The sequence below is a fragment of the Photobacterium indicum genome (assembly GCF_003026215.1).
Lineage (GTDB): Bacteria > Pseudomonadota > Gammaproteobacteria > Enterobacterales > Vibrionaceae > Photobacterium > Photobacterium indicum.
In genome coordinates this window covers 976,540-996,138 of record NZ_PYOC01000001.1, presented here as the reverse complement: position 1 = coordinate 996,138, position 19,599 = coordinate 976,540, and the positions used below count along the sequence as shown (strand labels likewise).

16 protein-coding genes are annotated in these 19,599 nt (G+C 41.4%); 9 read left to right on the top strand and 7 right to left on the bottom strand.

The features are described from left to right. Window positions 1–416 precede the first annotated feature (416 nt). The 4 genes from C9J47_RS04340 to C9J47_RS04325 are packed head-to-tail and all read left to right on the top strand — an operon-like array spanning window position 417 to window position 3,856. Window positions 417–1,178, top strand: a complete 762-nt coding sequence (locus C9J47_RS04340) for an amino acid ABC transporter ATP-binding protein (RefSeq protein ID WP_107252405.1) — start codon at window positions 417–419, stop codon at window positions 1,176–1,178. A 39-nt stretch (window positions 1,179–1,217) separates the two neighbouring features. Continuing rightward, entirely contained in the window at window positions 1,218–2,045 is an 828-nt protein-coding gene (locus C9J47_RS04335; RefSeq protein ID WP_211321684.1) for an amino acid ABC transporter permease, read from the top strand. A 51-nt stretch (window positions 2,046–2,096) separates the two neighbouring features. Then, complete coding sequence (locus tag C9J47_RS04330; protein WP_107252404.1) at window positions 2,097–2,906, top strand: transporter substrate-binding domain-containing protein; 810 nt, start codon at window positions 2,097–2,099, stop codon at window positions 2,904–2,906. Between the two features lie 17 nt (window positions 2,907–2,923). Next, a complete protein-coding gene (locus C9J47_RS04325) occupies window positions 2,924–3,856 on the top strand; it encodes an amino acid ABC transporter permease (protein ID WP_425440592.1) in 933 nt (310 codons plus the stop codon). Between the two features lie 22 nt (window positions 3,857–3,878). Here the strand turns inward: C9J47_RS04325 and C9J47_RS04320 are convergent, their stop codons facing one another. From C9J47_RS04320 to C9J47_RS04310, 3 genes are all read right to left on the bottom strand, one after another. After that, window positions 3,879–6,107, bottom strand: coding sequence for a patatin-like phospholipase family protein (locus tag C9J47_RS04320; RefSeq protein WP_107252402.1), 2,229 nt, complete (start codon window positions 6,105–6,107; stop codon window positions 3,879–3,881). A gap of 355 nt (window positions 6,108–6,462) precedes the next feature. Beyond that, the gene (locus tag C9J47_RS04315; RefSeq protein ID WP_107252401.1) at window positions 6,463–6,969 is read right to left on the bottom strand and encodes a glycine cleavage system transcriptional repressor; all 507 of its coding nucleotides are present in this window, start codon (window positions 6,967–6,969) and stop codon (window positions 6,463–6,465) included. A gap of 165 nt (window positions 6,970–7,134) precedes the next feature. Further along, entirely contained in the window at window positions 7,135–7,962 is an 828-nt protein-coding gene (locus tag C9J47_RS04310) for an SDR family oxidoreductase (RefSeq protein ID WP_107252400.1), read from the bottom strand. A gap of 234 nt (window positions 7,963–8,196) precedes the next feature. On the opposite strand from C9J47_RS04310, the gene C9J47_RS04305 reads away from it, so the two are divergent. Together C9J47_RS04305 and C9J47_RS04300 are read left to right on the top strand one after the other, a co-directional pair. Beyond that, window positions 8,197–8,844, top strand: a complete 648-nt coding sequence (locus tag C9J47_RS04305; protein ID WP_107252399.1) for a glutathione S-transferase — start codon at window positions 8,197–8,199, stop codon at window positions 8,842–8,844. 299 nt (window positions 8,845–9,143) lie between these two features. Further along, on the top strand, window positions 9,144–9,308 hold the full coding sequence (locus C9J47_RS04300) for a hypothetical protein (RefSeq protein ID WP_227876360.1): 165 nt from the start codon (window positions 9,144–9,146) through the stop codon (window positions 9,306–9,308). Window positions 9,309–9,537: 229 nt separating this feature from the next. Here C9J47_RS04300 and gcvT read toward each other — a convergent pair whose 3' ends face one another. The 3 genes from gcvT to C9J47_RS04285 form a co-directional block, all read right to left on the bottom strand. Then, on the bottom strand, window positions 9,538–10,656 hold the full coding sequence (gcvT, locus tag C9J47_RS04295) for a glycine cleavage system aminomethyltransferase GcvT (protein ID WP_107252398.1): 1,119 nt from the start codon (window positions 10,654–10,656) through the stop codon (window positions 9,538–9,540). A 78-nt stretch (window positions 10,657–10,734) separates the two neighbouring features. Then, a complete protein-coding gene (locus tag C9J47_RS04290) occupies window positions 10,735–12,114 on the bottom strand; it encodes an alanine/glycine:cation symporter family protein (protein WP_107252397.1) in 1,380 nt (459 codons plus the stop codon). A gap of 349 nt (window positions 12,115–12,463) precedes the next feature. Next, window positions 12,464–13,090, bottom strand: coding sequence for a helix-turn-helix domain-containing protein (locus C9J47_RS04285; protein ID WP_107252396.1), 627 nt, complete (start codon window positions 13,088–13,090; stop codon window positions 12,464–12,466). 571 nt (window positions 13,091–13,661) lie between these two features. Here C9J47_RS04285 and C9J47_RS04280 point away from each other — a divergent pair. The 3 genes from C9J47_RS04280 to gcvP all read left to right on the top strand — a co-directional run bounded on the left by C9J47_RS04280 (window position 13,662) and on the right by gcvP (window position 18,587). Next, window positions 13,662–14,957 (top strand): serine hydroxymethyltransferase, encoded by a 1,296-nt coding sequence (locus C9J47_RS04280; RefSeq protein WP_107252395.1) that lies wholly within the window; start codon window positions 13,662–13,664, stop codon window positions 14,955–14,957. 171 nt (window positions 14,958–15,128) lie between these two features. Next, window positions 15,129–15,506, top strand: coding sequence for a glycine cleavage system protein GcvH (gene gcvH, locus C9J47_RS04275; protein WP_011221375.1), 378 nt, complete (start codon window positions 15,129–15,131; stop codon window positions 15,504–15,506). Window positions 15,507–15,707: 201 nt separating this feature from the next. After that, entirely contained in the window at window positions 15,708–18,587 is a 2,880-nt protein-coding gene (gene gcvP, locus C9J47_RS04270) for an aminomethyl-transferring glycine dehydrogenase (protein ID WP_107252394.1), read from the top strand. Between the two features lie 191 nt (window positions 18,588–18,778). Here gcvP and C9J47_RS04265 read toward each other — a convergent pair whose 3' ends face one another. After that, window positions 18,779–19,489 (bottom strand): hypothetical protein, encoded by a 711-nt coding sequence (locus C9J47_RS04265; RefSeq protein WP_107252393.1) that lies wholly within the window; start codon window positions 19,487–19,489, stop codon window positions 18,779–18,781. Window positions 19,490–19,599 lie beyond the last annotated feature (110 nt).

The window sequence follows — 19,599 nt, the reverse complement described above, 5'->3', positions numbered from 1 at the left end:
AAGTATCGGTCAATACCCATAGTGTTTTCATACTCCAATAAACATTAAACTAACTTATCGCCTTCACTCCGCATGTGCAAACGCTATTTGAAATAAAATTACACATTGTTTCCGCATTAATACCTAATTAGACCAAATCTGCTTACAAAACCTCATAATACTGCTAACAAGCAGATCAAATATTAACCAGGTATCTCAAGCCATAAGATATAACCCAAATGTTATTATCCTTAGCTGGAAGCCTCATTAGATCGCCTTTCTAAAGTACTGTATAAATACTGTACAACATTTATTGTACAATCATGGCTGCTTAAATGTTTTCTACTTTTTTATTCAGTATTTAGGAGCTATTTCTTTGAATAATACACCTTAAAGCAATAACATGGTGACAACATTCTAGTTTACAGAGATCTCCCTTGTTAGCTGAAGAATCTGAAACCTTAAGAGATGATCCCATTATTTCTTTTTTACACGTTGATAAGTGGTATGGCGATTTTCACGCCTTGAAAGACATATGCTTAACGATTAACCGTGGCGAACGTTTAGTCATTTGTGGTCCGTCTGGCTCTGGTAAATCAACACTCATTCGCTGTATAAATGGTCTGGAGAAATATAATTCAGGTCAATTGAATGTTGTGGGCCAATCTCTTGATGGTAAACATTTAAAAGCTATTCGTGGCAAAGTCGGTATGGTGTTTCAACACTTTAATCTTTTCCCGCATATGACCGTGCTAGAAAACTTAATGCTCGCTCCACGTCGAACATTAAAAATGTCGAAAATTGAAGCAGAAAAGTTAGCTCGCGATTACCTAGAGCGAGTACATATCGGTCACCAAGCGGATAAATACCCTGCACAACTGTCTGGTGGACAACAACAACGTGTCGCTATTGCCCGTTCGTTATGCATGAAACCCGACATTCTGCTGTTTGATGAGCCGACTTCTGCGCTTGACCCCGAAATGATAAGGGAAGTGCTCGATGTTATGAAAGAACTTGTTAATGAAGGGATTACTATGGTGTGCGTGACTCATGAAATGGGATTTGCACGTCAAGTCGCTGATCGTGTGGTATTCATGGATGAAGGTGAAATAGTTGAAATTGCGCCACCAGCAACGTTATTTGATAACCCCAAACAACAACGAACCAAGCAGTTCTTAGAACAGATACTAAGTTACTAACTCGTTAGTCGATTCTCTATACTAGATATTATTTATTTGATGTTAAATAAGATGTTCTCTACAGCAACCCCCTCAGTAGGCTATAGGATTCTAAAGCCTGTACTCTCTGGTTTCTTGCAAATAGCGGTAGTAACACTTGGCTTAATATGGCTATTAAACGCTGGCGCTGAAGCGATGAATTATAGATGGCAGTGGTATCGCATTCCACAATATCTCTGGTTTATAGAAGATGGCGAATGGTTTCCAGCTGAATTGCTCGAAGGTTTATTCGTTACCTTAAAAATATCAGCTGTTAGCCTTATTTTCACCTTGCTCATTGGGCTGGTAACGGCACTATTACGCTTATCTGACTCAATAGTAGGACGAGGTTTAGCACGAGGCTATATTGAACTGATCCGCAATACACCATTGCTCGTACAAATTTACCTTTTATACTTTGTCTTTGGTCCTGTATTGGGATTAGAGCGATTTACCACTGCAGTTTTAGCCCTTTCGCTGTTTCAAGGTGCTTATACTGCCGAAATTTTTCGGGCTGGCTTAAACAACATTCCCAGAGGACAATTTGAAGCTTGTAGTAGTTTAGGATTATCAGCAATAGACGGGTATCGTTTCGTTATACTACCGCAAATGATCCGTCGAATATTGCCACCACTCACAAATGAAACCGTCTCTTTAGTAAAAAATTCCTCAATTGTCAGTATCATGGCTATCTTTGATTTAACAACGGAAGGTCGTAATATTGTTGCTGATACCGCAATGCCATTTGAAGTTTGGTTTACCGTTGCTGGCATTTATTTATGCATTACTTTAATGCTATCAGGGTTTGCGGCTTGGTTAGAACATAAAATGAACGTACCAACACAATAAGAATATATCCGAGCACATGATGTAGCATCGTATTTAAAGGAGAAAGGAAGCATGAAAAAATTACTCGCCGCTTGTCTTGCGGTAATAACATTAATGATGGGCACAAACGCCTTTGCAGCAGAAAAAAGTACACTCATTGATATAAAGGAGCGCGGTACATTACGTGTGGGGCTTTCAACATTCGTTCCTTGGGCCATGCGTGATAAACAAGGTGAACTTGTCGGTTTTGAAGTCGATGTTGCTCGCCGCCTTGCTAAAGATGCAGGCTTAAAAGTTGAGTTCATCCCTACTGCATGGGATGGTATTATTCCAGCCCTACTTGCAGGTAAGTTTGATGTCATCATCGGTGGTCTATCAATTACACCACAACGTAATATGAGCGTTTTATTTACCGCGCCTTATGCACACTCTGGCGTGCAGTTAGCAGCAAATAAAGAAAAATCTGCAGACAAATTAACAATTGCCGATTACAACAAGCGCAGTGTTACACTTTCTGTTCGCCGTGGTGCTTTCACGGTAGAAACAGCAAAAAAATACTTTCCAAAAGCCAAGCTTCGTCAGTTTGATGATGATGCACAAGCATTCCAAGAAGTACTTAATGGCAACGCACACGCTGTTCTTGCATCATCACCTAAGCCAGAGCAAATGGCTATTCAGTATAATGAAAAGCTTTTTATTCCATTAACCGATCGTTTAAGCCGTGGCTCTGAAGCATTTGCCATTCGTCATGGTGAATTTGACCTACTTAATTTCTTCAACAACTGGATTTTACTTCGTACCGAAGATGGCTGGTTAAAAGAGCGTCACGATTACTGGTTCACAACACTTGATTGGCAAAACCAGATCTCTGAGGGACAATAACTTTGTCGCAAAGCAACATTAAAAACACATTCAAAAAAAGCACGCCGAGAAGCAATATCTCGGCGCTGCTGCCATTCTTTTCAAGAATTAAACTCAATAAACTTGATTGGATGTTACTTGCTATTATCAGCGTATTTATTGGTTGGATTTATGTTCAATCTTCTGCTGGCATTCATTATCAATGGCGCTGGCATAAAGCTATAGAGCTGATATTCTCGGCAGGCAAACCAGGCGAGCTCCCCTACTTCTTTCAAGGATTTGTGACCACTATTCGCCTAAGTTTATGGGGAATGATATTTGCGGGTTTACTCGGTTTATTTCTCGGCCTTGCTCGTCGTTCATCATTGATGATTTTACGGCTACCGGCACAAGCTTACATTCAACTTGTTCGGAATATTCCACCGCTTGTTTTTGTTTTTATCTTCTACTTTTTTATTTCAAGCCAATTGGTTCCTGCGATTGGGCTTGCAGATACACTTCGCTACCATACTAGCGATACTAATGGCTTACAGCACTTCTTATTTGGTTCGTCCAAATTATGGGAAAACCTATTTTCAGGCGTACTCTGTGTTGGCTTAATATCTGCCGCTTACATTGCTGAGATTGTACGTTCAGGGCTTGATGCGATTGCAAAAGGGCAATGGGAAGCTGCCGATTCTTTAGGCCTTTCACGATGGAACCGCTTTCGTGATGTGATATTTCCACAAGCTTTTGCGGGCATAGTGCCACCGTTAGCGGGTCAGTTTATCTCGTTGGTGAAAGATTCTTCGATCATCTCACTCATCTCAATTCAAGAAATGACCTTTGTTGGCAGTGAAATGGCTAATTCATCAGGGCTGATCTTCGAGATTTGGCTACTAGTGGGTGCAGGGTATCTGGTGTTATGTTTGGGGCTATCACTATTATTTAGTCGTTTAGAAAAACGCAGCCAACGACACCTAGCTCGGTAAAGTACGAGAATAGGTGTTGAATTTACTGGCTACCAAACGCAAAATACAACGACCCATTGTCATCTTCTGATTTCCCGTATGCTAAAACGACAGGCCCCAATAAGGTATCAAGCGCGATGTACAAACTACCGGCAGTGATTGAGGAATCCCAACTAATATCGTCTTCATCTAGCCAAACGCCACCACGTTCAGCTGAGCCTCCCAAATATAAGGGTGCCGAAAAGAGTTTAAAATCTACATCAGTCAAATGATAACGGTAAATTAACGTACCTATAGCACTGTAGTTGCCCGTAAAGTGAAAACGAGTAAAACCGGAAAGGTTAAAGAGCCCACCAAGGCTTTGTGGCGCAACCGGATAAAATGCATTTGACTCTGAGCCAGATACTTTGAGGCCGGTAATTAAAGTATGGTCATCAAAAGATAGTGGCTTAACTAACTGAGTGTTTAAATACGGCACCGATTCAGAAATATCGCCGCTATCTAATTCGGAATTGGAGTACCTGTAACCAAGCTGTACATCAAACAAATTGCCAGTATTTGGAAAAAAGAAACTATCAAGGCTATCGTAGTTAAACTCACCAAAACCACTATAGCTTTCTACTTCTTGTTTAGGCGCCGAGGAAAGCTCACCTTGGATATCGCTATAACTGGCATCAAACCCTATCGCAAGACTGCTATCTCTGTGAATGTTCCACCCTAATTCGGTAAAAATGTTCCACGATTTATACTTTACTTCGTCCGGAGCGAGGTTGAAACGGTCTACGTTGTGAAACGCCCGAATCACCTTTTGCCAACCAGCCCCCACACTGGTGAAATACTGCTGCTGGTAGTCAAACGGCAGGTACAGCTCACTCACCAGCATATCCTGAACACCCAGCAAAACCTTAGACTTCCACTCTCCGCCCAAATTGGTAATATTAGTTAACGTATATTCAGCACCCACACCATAATTAGGTCTGTCTTCATTGTCTCTTTCGATAGACACTTTAAGGTTGAGATATCCAGGTCCCCATGATTTCTCCACTACGATAATAGATAACTGCTTTCCGTTTTTCTCAAACTCGTAGGTGATCTTTTCAAAGATCCCTTTGGCATAAAGCCTGTCAATTGCCTGCTCTATCTCTTCAGCGCTATATTCCTGATTTGGCTGCAATGCTAGCCACTGATATAGAGAGTGATCACTCAAAGCTGTTTGATTAATAATGGTGATATTTGTAAAGGAATATGTTGATGGATTCCAGCGGTGGCTTCTTTTCTTTCCTCTATATCGGGCATAGTCATTTTCATTAAGCTGGTAACGCATTAACTGTGGTAGTACAGCTATTGCAGCTTTGCGCCCACTTCTATAGGCCTGATACATTAAGTCGAAATCGGTCGCCACCATAAAAGACACATCAGGTACGATATAAATATCCTTTTCCAACTTCAGCAAAGCTATCTGTTCGTCAGTCCCTTTATTAGTCATATGGGTAGTGAGCTGACTAACAACCGTAACGGCAGAGTGAAGATCCTCAATATTAAACATCTGATCCCTCAGATCCACAGCAATAACCACATCAGCACCCAGTATTTTCACCTGATCGACAGGCATATTATTAACAATACCGCCGTCAACAAGAAGCCGACCGTCTATATGAACTGGCCTTAGCGCCCCAGGAACAGACATAGAAGCCTGCATCGCTTGTACTAGGTTTCCTTTATCAAGTACAACTGGTTCAATGGTTTCAAGATCTGTTGCTACAGCCCGATAAGGAATAGCAAGCTGATCAAAACTGTCATAGTTGGGTGGGTTTCCAGTCGCTTTTCGTAATATGCTCGCCATTTTCTGTCCCAACACTAGCCCAGGAAAAGGCTTCACTTCACCGTCTAGCGATAGTCCAATATCAGTATAAAAATGAAATTCATCGGTTCTTTTTTTCTCTCTTAATTGCAATTCTTTTCTTGTCTGTCGATCGAAATAGCCATCGCTCCAGTTAATGTCAAATGTCCGCCGCTTAATTTCTTCAGCACTTAACCCTAGAGCCACCATTCCACCAACATAAGCCCCCATACTGGTGCCAGTAACAGCATGGATAGGGATTCGGTACTCTTCCAGTACTTCTAAAACCCCAATATGGGCGGCACCTTTAGCCCCACCACCACTTAGAGTTAAACCAATTTTAGGGGGTAATTCATCCGCCCTAATCAATGTCGCTGGTAATAAGCTGAATGAAAAATATAAGGCTACATACCATATCGTTATGATTCTCATGTTTGTGCGAAACCTTAAAGTTTATAATTCCCAGACATTTGTACATGGCAATCTATTCATTTAACTTTAGTTAACACTCACTAAGACCGACGGGTGAAAAGTGCGACATTTTAAAATAGAATGAATACGAGAAGGTATTGAAACGATGAGAATGGGATCAGTGTTTATACAAAGCCATCAACTAAAAAGGGCACTGATTTATCAGCACCCTTCTTGTGGTTGAAGTGGTTGTGGGTTGGTGTTGTTCACATCGAATACAGTGTGAAACTCCGTACTTTAGTCACTCAACAATTAATGTCGAACAACTCATTTGTTTACACGGTAAGGCAATAATGCGCTTTAGTATTACTATTTATCAATCAACAACTTCGACTCGCATATCACCTTCAACTTGTTGAACAGATTCGATTAATTGTTCTAAATTTGTTTGGCTTGGTACATCGATTGAAAGTTCAGCAAAAAATAACGTTTTCCCTAAATCTGGCACCCCAATTCGATGGTTTTCAATTCGATCAATGTTAATACCTATATCATGTAAAATATTGGTGATATCGTTAACAATGCCGGGGCGGTCGCTCGATTCAACTTTTAATGTAACGTGCTCTATTTTCACAAATGCCTGCGGCTGATCACTTTTTACAATATTTACGTAAAAATCACTAAGCTTATTGAATTCTGACTCTAATTGTTCTGCAAAAGTGTCTGGAATTTCGACCTTAATAATACCCACAAGCTGTTGGTCTAAACGGCTAATTTTACTTACTAGCCATTTCCCGCCAAGTTCATGGGTTTTTGCTGCAAGTTGATTAATTAATTGTGGGTGATCTTTACCTGCAAGAGTAATTGTTAAATGAGAATTCATAAGCCGTCCCCTTCTATTGATGCAACCGATACAACCTAAAGCTCTATTAATTAGATTAGCAAGCAAAGAGTTATCCTGCAGTGATTAAGTTCATACAAATTATTGATTCTAACAATTTAGTCTTTATAACTGCTCAGCTATCACGCTTACATCAGATAGTTTGCATTAAGCATCCAGAAATAGATCACGCATCAGATCATCACAATTAGGATCATGCTTATATTGATTGAAATCTGTAAAACCTCTTTCTTTAAGCAAGCCTTCATCAATCAATGTTTGACCACTTAATTGTAAGCCTTCTGTCTTAATAATCTCTAACGCCGCTTCAGCCATAATTCGGGGCGTTCTTGAATGCTTCAGTAGCTCTTTTCCAATCGCAAATTCAACCGCCGCTGTTGCTATTGACGTTTGCGGCCATAACGTTGCAGCTGAAATGCCGTCATCTCTTAATTCTTCGGCTAGACCCATGGTTAACAGTGTCATGCCATATTTGGTGATTGTGTAGGGAATATAGGGTTTCAACCAATGCGAAGCGAGATTAATAGGCGGGGATAACGTAATAATATGGGGGTTACGGCTTTTCTTTAAATACGGTATCGCCGCTTTAGAGCACACAAATGAGCCACGCACATTGATCGAATTAATAAGATCGAAGCGCTTAGTATCTGTATCTTGTAACCGCGTTAGTACTATTGCACTGGCATTGTTCACTAATACATCAATACTACCAAAGGTTTCAAACGCTTGTTGCATTGCAAGGTTAACGGCTTCTTCATCACGTACATCCAGCTTAATCGCCAATGCTTTGCCACCCGCCTCCTCGACTTCTTGAGCAACGCTATGAATGGTACCTGCTAGTTTAGGATGTGGTTGATCAGACTTTGCAGCGATAACAATGTTAGCGCCTTGTTGAGCACAAATTAAAGCTATTTCACGGCCAATTCCTCGGCTAGAGCCGGTAATAAAAACAGTAACGCCTGTTAATGCTGCCATCAGTACTATTCCCTTATTAAGTGTGTTTTTGTTGAGTGTTAATCCATATTTTTCACACAAGACATAACTGACTAAAATTATAGACGGAGATTTTTACGTTAGCTTTTTTTTTAGAGTATTTACTAAAAATTTATTAACCGTTAATTATTTTATACCCAAGCTACCTCAAGGTGCAGGATTCATTAAGTCACGTTACTATAGCTATAGATTCTTTTCTGTATTCAGGAAAACACCATGCCACATCCTATACTGTATTCTTTTCGTCGCTGTCCTTACGCTATGCGTGCACGAATGGGATTATTATTAGCAAAGCGTTCTGTCATGCTGCGTGAAATAATATTAAAACATAAACCTGCCGACATGCTTGCTGCATCAGAAAAAGGAACAGTACCCGTTTTGATCTTAAATGATGGGTCGGTGATAGATGAAAGCCTAGATATTATGAAATGGGCACTTCAGCAAAATGACCCAGCGAATTTACTCTGTATCGACAATCCATCGATTCAATCTGACATTGACGCATTAATTGTGACTTGTGATGGCGAATTCAAAGGCTGGTTAGATAAATACAAATATGCTGACCGTCACCCTGACTTTCCAGAAGAGTACTACCGCCAACAAGGCATGCATTTTTTAAATGTACTAGAAGAGCGATTGAGTACTTCCAATTATTTAATGGGAACGGCACCTACCCTCGCGGACTATGCGATTTTCCCCTTTATTCGTCAATTTGCGCATGTTGACCGACAAAGGTTTGAGCAATCATCTTATCCGAAAATTCAAGACTGGTTAGCAAAACACTTAGAGAGCGACGTGTTTTCGAAAGTAATGGCAAAGTACCCTCTTTGGCTTGATAATCATGAGTCTTTTCTTTTTGAGTAAGTTTTAAAGAATTATATGATGAGTTCTCACATCCGAACACTGTGGCCGTGGGTTTCAAACTCATGTCTCGAAGTAATGGGTGAACAGAAAACACTACACAAATACCATGCTTGTACAGGTTTCTAATATGAAGCGCTCACAAGCAAAGGTTTTTAACTTGGAAGGCATACCACACCGATTAATACGAGTAAGATAATTACACTATTTCTTCATCTTCGTTCAGAGTTGATTCATAAACTGTCAGATATATTTGAGTGATAAAAAAAACAATGTTTATTACTACTGATAGTGAGCCAACAATGATGAATAAATTGAACCCTAAAGAACAAGAAGTCGTACTTGCTACCCTTGGTGAGTGCTATCGCAGACTAAAAGCGGCAAAGATGACAGCACGTGAAATTTCACAAGACGGATTTAACCTGATGTTCAAATCTGTTTATCAAACCATGGTAAAAAGCCATTAACCAACATAGACGTTGGCGCACGCTGTAATCGTTCACATGCCTCACGTATTTACATTGTTTATATGGAGCCTGTTTCAGGTTGATAATCCGCATAAATTTGGCATGAAAAAAAGGAGCTAAAATCGCTCCTTTTTTAATTAATCATCTCACTAGCACTTTCTGTTCTTCATAAGCACATCATCAAGAACCCCACCATCCTAGTCGCAAGATAGTGGGTTATGCTAATTAATTAACCACGGTAGTAACGCTGTGGTACGAATGGCATTTTTTCAACAGTCATTGGTAGTTTCTTACCACGAACTTCTGCAAATAGCTCTGTACCAATCACTGCAAGACCCGTCTGAACATAAGCCATTGCAACGGGCATGCCTTTAGAAGGGCCAAACGTGCCACTTGTAACGATACCTACTTCATCATCATTAACATCAAATAACTTGCTGCCTTCGCGCACAGGGGCTTTTGAATGACCAAGAAGACCTACACGCTTGCGAGCCACATCTTTGGTTTTGATCTGCTCAAGAATAAGCTCTGCACCAGGGAAACCACCCGCACGCTCACCATCTGCACGGCGGCACTTACTGATACCCCAAAGCAAACTTGCTTCTACAGGTGTTGTCGTTGGGTCAAGATCGTGTCCGTACAAGCACAAACCACATTCAAGACGTAATGAATCACGCGCACCAAGACCAATCCACTCTACTTCTGCATATGCTAACAGCTCACGTGCAAATGCATCTGCTGTATCTGCTGGTACAGAGATTTCGTATCCGTCTTCGCCAGTGTAACCAGAACGACTTACGTAACATTCAACGCCACATAATTCTAGTTTCGTTGCGTCCATGAATACCATGTCGCTCACTGCAGGGTTCAAACGTGCCAATACTTCAGCCGCTTTTGGCCCTTGAAGTGCAAGTAGAGCGCGATCGTCAATCACTTCCATTGTTACATCTTCAGGCAAATTAGCTTGAATGTGTGCAATATCTTGATCTTTACATGCTGCGTTCACAACTACGAATAGGTGATCACCAAAGTTTGTCACCATTAAATCATCGCTAATACCGCCTTCTTCATTCGTGAAGAAAGCATAACGCTGCTTGCCCGAAGGCAAATCGATAATATCGACAGGTACCAATGCTTCAATCGCTTTCGCTGCATTTGCACCATGCAGACGTAGTTGCCCCATATGAGAAACATCAAATAGACCGGCTGCATCGCGGCAATGCAAGTGTTCTTTACGTACACCTAATGCGTACTGAACAGGCATATCATAGCCAGCGAATGGAACCATTTTTGCGCCCATTTCAACATGTAGCGCATGAAGAGGGGTAACCAGAAGTTCGTGAGACATACGTTTAATACTCCATAGACCGCATACCCTGCGGTCAATTAATCCATACTACTAGTTGGTAATAAAACCATTCCAACCTTATGATTCACCTGCTTGTTCATCACCTTTTTGCTGATTAGAAAAATATTCTTTTGTCAGCTTAAAGACCACAGGACTTAGCAACATCAGAGCAATTAGGTTAGGAATTGCCATCATTGCGTTTAATGTATCTGCGAGTAACCAAATGAATTCTAAAGAGCTGGTCGCACCAATAGGCACCGCCAAAATCCATAGCACTCGAAAAGGAACTACCGCTTTCACACCCAATAGATACTGAACACACTTTTCGCTATAGAAGCTCCAGCCTAAAATTGTGGTAAAAGCAAAAATTGATAGAGCAATCGCGACAAGATAATTACCAATACCGGGCAATGCCGAAGCAAAAGCGGCAGATGTAAGTGCCGCGCCTGTTGCGCCAGATGTCCACTCACCTGAAACGACAATAGCTAAGCCAGTAATGGTACAAACCACTAAGGTGTCAATAAAGGTACCCAACATCGCAACTAAGCCTTGTGCTACCGGGTTCTTTGTTTGAGCAGCCGCATGCGCAATAGGTGCACTACCTAAACCAGCTTCATTCGAGAACACACCACGTGCGACACCAAAACGAATTGCAGCCCACACCGCCGCACCAGCAAACCCACCTTCAGCAGCAACTGGGGTAAACGCACTTTCAAAAATCAAAGCAACGGCTGCCGGTATTTCTGTCGCATTGGTCATCAATACGACTAAGCCAGCTGCAATATAAAAAACAGCCATCAGTGGTACTAACTTTCCTGCGACATCAGCAATACGCTTTATGCCCCCCATCAATACCAAGCCAACCAGTACCATCATTACCAAGCCTGAAATCATTGGTGAAACACCAAAACTTGATTCAACAGCACTTGCAACGGAATTCGATTGCACTGTATTACCAATACCAAAACCGGCAATAGAGCCAAAAATAGCAAACGCAGTGCCCAACCAAGACCACTTACTGCTTAAACCATTTTTGATGTAATACATTGGGCCACCAACATGGTTCCCATTTGCATCTGTTTCACGGTATTTCACCGCACAAACAGCTTCTGCATATTTAGTTGCCATTCCGACTAGCGCGGTACACCACATCCAAAACAATGCACCTGGGCCACCTAGGAAGATAGCCGTTGCTACCCCTGCAATGTTACCTGTACCGATGGTGGCTGAAAGGGATGTCATTAACGCGTTGAACGGGCTTATCTCACCTTTTACATTTTCTTCTTTTTCAGGAATTCGCCCAGTCCATAACAATTTAAAGCCAGTACCTAGCTTTAGAATTGGCATTAATTTCAGGCCAAATGTTAAAAATAATCCTACACCAAGAATCATCACTAGCATGGGAACACCCCACACCACACCATTTATTGCAGATATCAAGTTCGTTAAAGCTTCCATGGGGAACACTATCCTCGCTATTATCACTATCTCTGCAAAAACATAGTCGGCTTTGTTTTAAACAACAACTACCAATGCTGATTGTTATGTTTTTGTTAATGAGTTTCCTATAATAGACAAAGTTTAGTTTAGTTCAAACCGTGTTCACTCACAGAAATTCAGATTTCTTTCTGCGTCTGTTGTTCGCGTCTAGAAAATTAGCCACTAACACACGTGTAATGTGCTGCTTTGTTTTCTAAAAAAACCTTTAATGTTAAATACTTGTCGATAATCATGAATAATTAGCTAATCTATCAATAGCATTAAAAAGCAAATGCCAAAAAGAAGATCTTCATCACATACATTAAGGCTAAGAGGCTGTAACCCAAAGGATATGAGCATCATCTTCACTTAAAGAAACAAGCATATGTCCCATATTTGCATCATAATAGACAGAGTCTCCTTCGCTTAACACAACGGGTTCGTAGAACTCAGAATAGAAGGTTATCTGCCCTGACAGCACCAATAAAAACTCTTCACCATCATGGCGAATCCAATCTGAGTAATCTTCAAAAAAACGAGCACGAACACGAGACTTAAACGGCATCATTTTCTTATGCGTTAGCTGGGTTGCTAATAGCTCATGCTCATAGGTTGAAGTAGGATGTGGCTTCCCCTCACCCGTACGTGTTATATCACGACGACCTGTTGCTTTTATTTGCTTCGGCGGTGCAAAAAGCTGCGGTATATCAACACTTAAACCATTAGCCAATTTTTGCATTGCTTGAAATGTTGGTGATATTTGTTCGTTTTCAATCTTAGAAAGCGTTGAACGTGCAAGACCTGTTCTTTTACTCGCTTCTTCAAGTGTTAAACCATGCGCCATACGAATTTCTTTTAAGCGTTTACCGAGCTTTAACGGTTTAATTTTTTCACTTTCCAGCTCTTTCGCAACGCTCATTGATGGGTAAATATCTTGTTCATTCTTATCGGTCATACGGCCCTCCTTGCCCAATACTATGTCTTCATTCTGGCATAGCTTGCCCGAAACTTAAAAGTTATCGCAAATAAAAAACATGACCCATGCATCATATTTGAAACAAAGTTTCCTTTAGGAAACTTTGGAAATATAAAACTGAAACACCACCTTTTTTAATAAAAAATTCAACATTTATAACGCCGATATTATTTCAATTTAATGTAATTAGAAATATCTATCTCCCCTTGTTGTAAAAGGGGTTATCACAAATTAAAACAAACTATCAACACACCATTGTAAACTGAAATTGACTAACTATTTGGTCTTATAATAGGAATTTACATGACAGAGCGCAAACGTTTGCGTACAATAAATCTCATTAAAAGAGATAAAAATCCACTATTGGAAATTTTTGTTTGATCGGCTATCTATAGAAAGGTATGTTACGTACTTGTTGGCAACATTGCTCTTCACTGCCAAGATAAAACAAGACGAAACGTTATTAAAATTAGAATAAACCATACCTACAAATATGAACGGCTCTGATAAAAGCTTAACCGCCTTGGAGCTCGACTTGAGGATAACGTGAATGAAAGCTTCGTATCAAAATCATGATTTAGAAATGTTCTTTTCAACCAACCTTGCACAGGTTGACGGTGCCGTTAACGCAGGCATCGAAGCTGAGCTTAACCGCCAGAATCAGCAAATTGAGCTAATAGCCTCTGAAAACATCGTTTCTAAAGCGGTAATGCAAGCACAAGGTACTTGTTTAACCAATAAGTATGCTGAAGGTTATGCGGGCCGTCGTTACTACGGTGGTTGTGAACATGTTGATGAAGTAGAAAAGATCGCTATCGCTCGTGCCAAGCAATTATTCCAATGTGAATACGTTAATGTTCAGCCTCACTCTGGCGCTCAAGCAAACGGTGCAGTTATGCTTGCACTGCTTCAACCGGGTGACACTATCTTAGGCATGTCTTTGGATGCTGGCGGTCACTTAACACACGGTGCACGCCCTGCTCTTTCGGGTAAGTGGTTCGATGCTGTTCAATACGGCGTGAGCAAAGACACGCTAGAAATTGATTACAACCAAGTGCGTGAACTGGCTATCGAGCACAAACCAAAAATGATTATTGCGGGTGGTTCTGCTATTCCTCGCACAATCAATTTTGAAAAATTCCGTGAAATCGCTGATGAAGTTGGCGCTTTCCTAATGGTTGATATGGCACACATCGCAGGTCTTATTGCTGCGGGTGAACACCCTAGCCCTATCCCACATGCACATGTTGTTACAACAACAACACACAAAACATTACGTGGCCCACGTGGTGGCATGATTCTAACAAACCTAGAAGACATCAATAAAAAGATTAACTCTGCGGTATTCCCTGGCCTTCAGGGTGGTCCATTAATGCATGTTATTGCGGGTAAAGCTGTCGCATTTGGTGAAGCATTAGAACCTGATTTCAAAATTTATATCAAAAATGTGATTAGTAACGCCAAAGTATTAGCAGAAGTACTACAAACTCGTGGCTGCGATATTGTAACTAACGGCACCGATACCCACTTGATGTTGGTTGACCTTCGCCCTAAGGGCTTAAAAGGTAATGCTGCTGAAAATGCACTAGAGCGTGCAGGCATCACTTGTAATAAAAATGGTATCCCGTTTGATACTGAAAAACCAATGGTAACCTCGGGTATTCGTTTAGGTACACCAGCAGGTACAAGCCGTGGCTTCGGCAATGACGAATTCAAGCAAATTGGAGAATGGATTGGCGATGTGCTAGACGGCCTAGCTGCTAACCCAGAAGACAACAGTGAAGTGGAAAAACGTGTTAAGCAGCAAGTTCAGAAGCTGTGTAGCCGTTTCCCGCTTTACCAGTAAAAAACAAAATTTACCGACATATCATGCTCTCGTAACACCTCTTTTTTATGAAGAACATCGTTATAGAGAGCATGAAACAATAAAAATGATTAATTCAAATGGCCTGTCTGTATAAACAGCACGCTTTTATAACAAACATTATCTGCGGAACATTTACGCAAGGAGTTTAAAATGGAAAATACACTTAAGTTTGCTGAAAGCCATGAGTGGGTTCGTGATAACGGTGACGGCACTATCACCATGGGCATTTCTAACCACGCTCAAGGTCTTTTAGGCGACGTGGTTTTTGTGGATCTTCCAGAAGTTGGTGATTCAGTTGAAGCAGGCGAAACATTCTCTCTTGTTGAATCAGTAAAAGCGGCATCTGATATTTACGCTCCTGTTACTGGTGAAATTGTTGAAATCAACGAAGAGCTAGAAGATAGTCCAGAGCTTGTAAACGAAGAACCGTACGAAGGCGGCTGGATTGCTAAAATTAAGATCAGCGACGTTGAAGAGCTGACTAAGCTTACTGCTGGTGACAAATACTTAGAATCTATCGAAGACTAAGGTTTCTATCGAAATCTAAGTACCTTTTGACAAACTAGGTAAATCTCGGCTTTTGGTTGAACAATGTCTTCTTCTAGACACTTGCTTCTACAGATACCAATCAAAAGCCGTTTTAAGTAATACTCCGATGACTTATAGCAATTACGTCAGATCATTGAATCACAATGGATGTAATTGGTAGCAACTGTTCAGGAAAGAACCATGACCGACATGACTCTTCTAAATGCTTTAAGCGACGACCAAGATTTTGCGGGTCGCCACAATGGCCCTAATGCTGCACAGCAAGACATTATGCTGAAAACAATTTCTGCAGAAAGCGTTGAGCAGCTAATAGCACAAACAGTTCCAGCGGATATTCGTCTGCCAGAACCTATGAAGCTGGATCCAGCACAAAGTGAAGCAGACATGCTGACTTCTCTTAAAGCGATTGCAAGTAAGAACATCATTAATCGTAGCTATATCGGTCAAGGTTACTATAACAACCTAACGCCAAATGTTGTGCTTCGTAACGTGCTTGAAAATCCAGGTTGGTACACTGCGTACACACCTTACCAGCCAGAAATCTCTCAAGGTCGCCTTGAATCTCTGCTTAACTACCAGCAGATGATTATGGACCTTACAAGCATGGAACTGGCAAACGCCTCTTTGCTTGATGAAGCAACAGCAGCAGCAGAAGCAATGACACTGTGTCTGCGTGCAGGTAAGAGTAAAAGCAAAGCCTTCTTTGTTTCTAACGACCTACACCCTCAAACGGTTGATGTTGTTCGCACACGTGCAGAATATATTGGTATTGAAATCATCACGGGTTCAGTTGAAGAACTGGATAACCACGATGTATTTGGTGCTTTAGTACAATACCCAGGTACAACAGGTTCAATCACTGATTTAACAGATATCATTGAAAAAGCACACGCGAAAAAAACACTAGTTGCTGTTGCATCTGATCTATTAGCACTAACACTGCTTAAAGCACCTGGTGAAATGGGCGCAGACGTAGTGATTGGTAGTGCACAGCGCTTCGGTGTACCAATGGGATTCGGCGGTCCACACGCTGGTTTCATGGCAACGAAAGACAAGCACAAGCGTACTATGCCAGGCCGTGTAATCGGTGTTTCTAAAGATGCGAGAGGCAACCAATCTCTTCGTATGGCAATGCAAACGCGTGAGCAACACATTCGTCGTGAAAAAGCGACATCGAACATCTGTACCGCACAGGCCCTATTAGCCAATATGGCTGCATTCTATGCCTTGTACCACGGCCCTGAAGGTCTTCGTAAAATTGGCCGTCGTGTTCATCACCTAACAGCAATTCTTGCTGCTGGTTTACGTAATTCAGGTATCGAACTAGCAAGTGATACATTCTTCGATACAATTACGCTTAACACTGGCAAGAAAACTGACGATTTCTACAAAAAAGCACTAACTGCTGGTATCAACCTGCGTAAGTTTGACGTTCAACTAGGTATCAGCCTAGATGAAACCACCAAGGTTTCTGACGTTGAAGAGCTATTGGCTATCTTTACTGGCAACGAATTAAAAGCATCAATGTTCACAGCAGATATTGCTGCTGACGAATTTGCTGCAATTCCAGAAAGCTGCCGCCGTACAAGTAAGTATCTAACACACCCTGTTTTCAACGAGCACCACAGTGAAACGCAAATGATGCGTTACATGAAGAAGCTTGAAAACAAAGACTACTCGCTGACACACGGCATGATTCCGCTAGGCAGCTGTACAATGAAATTGAATGCAGCAGCAGAGATGATTCCTATCACTTGGCCTGAATTCGGTTCATTACACCCATTCGCACCAGTTGATCAAACTAAAGGCTATCAAGAGCTTGCCTCTAAGCTTTCTGAAATGCTGTGTTCTGTAACAGGCTACGATGCATTCTCTCTACAGCCAAACTCTGGCGCACAGGGTGAATATGCGGGTCTAATCGCGATTCAACGTTACCACCAGCACAATGGCGACAGCCACCGTAATGTTTGTTTGATTCCAAGTTCTGCGCACGGTACTAACCCTGCATCAGCAGCAATGGTATCAATGAAAGTTGTGGTTGTAGGTTGTGATGAAAAAGGCAACGTCGATGTTGAAGATCTGAAAGTTAAGATCGAAAAACACCGTGATAACCTATCATGCATCATGATCACATACCCTTCTACACACGGTGTATACGAAGAAGCAGTACGTGAAGTCTGTGACCTTGTACACGATGCTGGCGGTCAGGTTTATCTTGATGGCGCAAACATGAACGCACAGGTTGGTTTAACTAACCCTGGCTTTATCGGTTCAGATGTTTCGCACCTAAACCTACACAAAACATTCTGTATTCCACACGGTGGTGGCGGTCCGGGCATGGGTCCTATCGGTGTTAAATCGCACCTAGCACCTTTCCTTCCTGGTCACGTTCAATCGACTGCTGATGAAGGCCAGCAGTACGCTGTTTCTGCAGCAGAGCTAGGTTCAGCTTCTATTCTTCCGATCTCATACGCTTACATCGCGATGATGGGTGAAGAAGGCCTTACTGAAGCAACGAAGCTTGCTATCTTGAACGCTAACTACGTAATGGAACGCCTACGTCCACACTACCCTGTTCTTTACCGTGGTACTGAAGGCCGTATTGCTCACGAATGTATTATCGACATTCGCCCACTAAAAGAAGCCTCTGGCATTTCTGAAGAAGATGTAGCGAAGCGCTTAATGGATTACGGTTTCCATGCGCCAACCATGTCTTTCCCTGTTGCTGGTACGCTAATGATTGAACCGACCGAATCTGAAGATTTAGCTGAGCTTGATCGTTTCTGCGATGCGATGATTGCAATTCGTCAAGAAATTGCACGCGTTCAAGAAGGTGAATGGCCAATCGACGACAACCCGTTGGTACATGCACCACACACACAAGCAGACCTAATGGAAACTGAGTGGAACCGTGCTTACAGTCGCGAAATTGCTTGCTTCCCATCAGATCACACTCGAGCATCTAAGTACTGGCCAACAGTGAATCGCGTTGATAACGTATTCGGTGACCGTAACTTAATTTGTTCTTGCCCAAGCATCGACAGCTACATCGAAGATTAATGATCTGCTGATCATGGATCGTCACGTTGGAAACCGATAATTACGTTGAAGACTGACTGATAACAAAAAAGCGAACCGAAAGGTTCGCTTTTTTATTGCCATTTTTACAGGGTTAAGTAAAGAATGGCTTAGCATTAGTGATTTATTTGACAATGAAGCTATAAACTTATGGCAGATGAAAGGTTTCTCTCTTATGGCAAATTGTTTAGGTCTTCAAGGGCTGACAGTATTCCGTTTATACCAGTATAAGTGGAAGTGATTAAGCCGGGAATAAGTGGGAAAGTTGGATTTGTCAGCGTTGGAATGGTTGAAAGAATACCAGAAAGTGCCCCTAAACCAATATTTCCACAGGTCAGTAACCCACTTGATAGAGCTTTATTCATTATTAGAAGTGCCATCAGTCTACGGCTGCGTTCGTCAGGAGTTAGCTTATTTCTATCCGGAGTTATATCCGGATCATCGTAGTTAATTTTTAAATATGATTCTAACTTCTTCTCATTAAGGCTATCTTTATTTATATCTAATAGCATCTCCATTAAATCTTTTGATTCCGCAAACTCTACGAGCTCTTTGAGCTCATCTTTTGAAATGATTTGCGCATCAATTTCCGGAATGGAGTAACCTTCGAGAACTTTCTTAATATTTACTGATTGCTCAAGTAAAATTGTAGCAATTTCAGACTCTTTTACAATAACCGCCAACTCTAGACATACCTTAAAGGCATCGAAAGTTTTTTTTATATCAGATGGAGTAAGATCAGGGTCGTCTATTTTTTTGCTGGCGCCTAGCTTTATTTTCTGACTTAAATCAATTAACTGGATATAGTCAATTTTCTTAAAAATGTCGGGATGATGTTCAAGTCTGTATTCTAGCTCCCATAATGCCTGTTTATTTTCACTCATGTTGTTTCTCTCCGACATTTTGTTGATCAACTATTACTATTAAAACTAGCACGCCTCTTAGACTTAGCAATAAATATGATCAATTCTGGAGCCTGCGAGTCAAGGCTCCA